This is a genomic window from Dietzia sp. E1 (genome assembly GCF_014145015.1).
GTDB lineage: Bacteria > Actinomycetota > Actinomycetes > Mycobacteriales > Mycobacteriaceae > Dietzia > Dietzia cinnamea_A.
Window position 1 is genome coordinate 1 of record NZ_JAALDU010000539.1, and the last position, 2,008, is coordinate 2,008.

Here is a 2,008-nt window from a genome sequence, read left to right on the forward strand (position 1 = left end):
CGCGGACGTGCGCCCGGCCGGGCCCGCGGGCGTCCTCGACGCACTCGCCGCCTCGGCCGTGGCCATGTCCGTGGGCGCGCGGGCCGAGCACGTCGCCGCGGCCCTGCGTTCGTTCACGGTGGGCGCCCATCGCGCCGAACCGGTCGGAGTCGTCGACGGGGTCACCTACATCGACGACTCTAAGGCCACCAATCCGCACGCCGCCCGCACCTCGCTGCTCGCGGGCGGGCCGATGGTGTGGATCGCCGGCGGACTGCTCAAGGGCGCCGACGTCGAGCCACTGGTCGCCGAGGTCGCCGATGTCCTGCGCGGGGTGGTCCTCATCGGCCGCGACCGCGGGCGGATCGCCGGGGCATTGGCACGACACGCGCCGACGGTGCCCGTCGTGGAGCTGGCCTCGGGAGACGATGACGACGCTGCGGGTCCCGACGAGCCGCAGCAGACGATGGACCGCGCGGTCGCCGAGGCCGCGCGGATGGCCACCGGAGGCGACACCGTGTTGCTCGCCCCGGCTGCCGCGTCGATGGACATGTTCACCGACTACGGCCACCGGGGGCGCAGCTTCGTCCTCGCCGTGGGCCGCGTGGCCGGGAGGTAGAGGCTATGGCACTGCGACACAAGGCACCTCACGACCGGGCCGTCACGGCCGGCGGACCCGACGCGGCCGAGAGCGGCGACCGGGCCGATCGGCCCGACCTGCTCGGGCGTATCGCCGCGCCACTGGCCGCGATCAACCGGGCACCCCTGACGTCGTACCACGTGGTCATGGTGGTCACGGCCCTGCTCACGGTCATCGGACTGGGCATGGTGCTGTCCAGCTCCAACGTGCTGGCCTTCTCCGGCGGTGGCACGCCGTTCGACATCTTCCTGCGCCAGGCGATGTTCGTGCTCATCGGCTGGATGGGCTTCGTCCTGGCCCTGCGCCTGCGCATCGAGCTGCTGCGCGCCGCGGCGTTCCCGCTGCTGCTCGTGTCCATCGGTTTGCTCGTCGCGGTGCTCATCCCCGGCATCGGCTCCGAGGTCAACGGCTCCCGTGGCTGGATCGACCTCGGCATCTTCTCGATCCAGCCCGCCGAGATCGCCAAGTTCGCCCTCATCATCTGGGCGTCGTCCGTGGTCGCCAAGCGCGTTCGGACGGGCTACTGGCTGGACCTGCTCTTCCCGGCGGTCGTCGGGTACCTCATCGTGGCGGTCCTCGTCGTCGTCGCCCCCGACCTGGGCATGGCCACCGCGGTGACCATCGCGTTCCTGTGCATCCTGTGGTTCTCCGGCTACCCGGCGCGGCACTTCGCGTGGGTGATCGCCGTCGGCGTCGTCGTCTTCGGCGTCCTCGCCGTGGCGTTCGCCTACCGCTTCGAGCGGATCCGGACCTACCTCGACACGTTCCGCGGTGACTTCTCCAACCCCCAGGGCGCGGCGTACCAGTCGTACCAGGGCATGCTCTCCCTGGCCGACGGCGGACTGTTCGGCGTCGGCCTGGGGCAGTCGAGCGCCAAGTGGTTCTACCTGCCGGAGGCCACCAACGACTTCATCTTCGCCATCATCGGCGAGGAGCTCGGCTGGTTCGGTGCCGCGGTCGTCGTCTCGCTCTACCTCACCCTCGGGTGGGTCGGCATGCGGATCGCCATGCGGTCGGTGGACCCGTTCCGCCGCCTGCTCGCCGGCACCATCTCCGCGACGATCGTCCTGCAGGCGTTCATCAACATCGGCTACGTCGTGGGCCTGCTGCCGGTGACCGGTCTGCAGCTGCCGCTCATCTCCAACGGCGGTACCTCCGCCGTCGTCACGCTCACCTCGCTCGGGCTGCTCGCCAACTGCGCCCGGCACGAGCCCGAGGCCATCTCCGCGATCCTCAGCTCCCCGAGCCGTCGCCGGCACCGGTGGTTCTCCCTGCCCGACCCGCGCCCCTACCGGCCCGAGCGCCCCGTCCCCGCCTCGTCGGCGCCCGGTCGCTCGAGCGAGGGCGCCCGGCGGTACGGCGACCCCGTCACCCGCCGCCAGCCGGCCC

2 protein-coding genes are annotated in these 2,008 nt (G+C 71.9%); both read left to right on the forward strand.

What is annotated here, in order from left to right; genetic code table 11:
- On the forward strand, positions 1-598 hold a 598-nt coding region (locus G6030_RS15240; RefSeq protein WP_007630749.1), incomplete at its 5' end, for a cyanophycin synthetase.
- Positions 599-603: 5 nt separating this feature from the next.
- Positions 604-2,008, forward strand: a 1,405-nt coding sequence (ftsW, locus tag G6030_RS15245; protein WP_182643696.1) for a putative lipid II flippase FtsW, incomplete at its 3' end; no start/stop codon positions are given.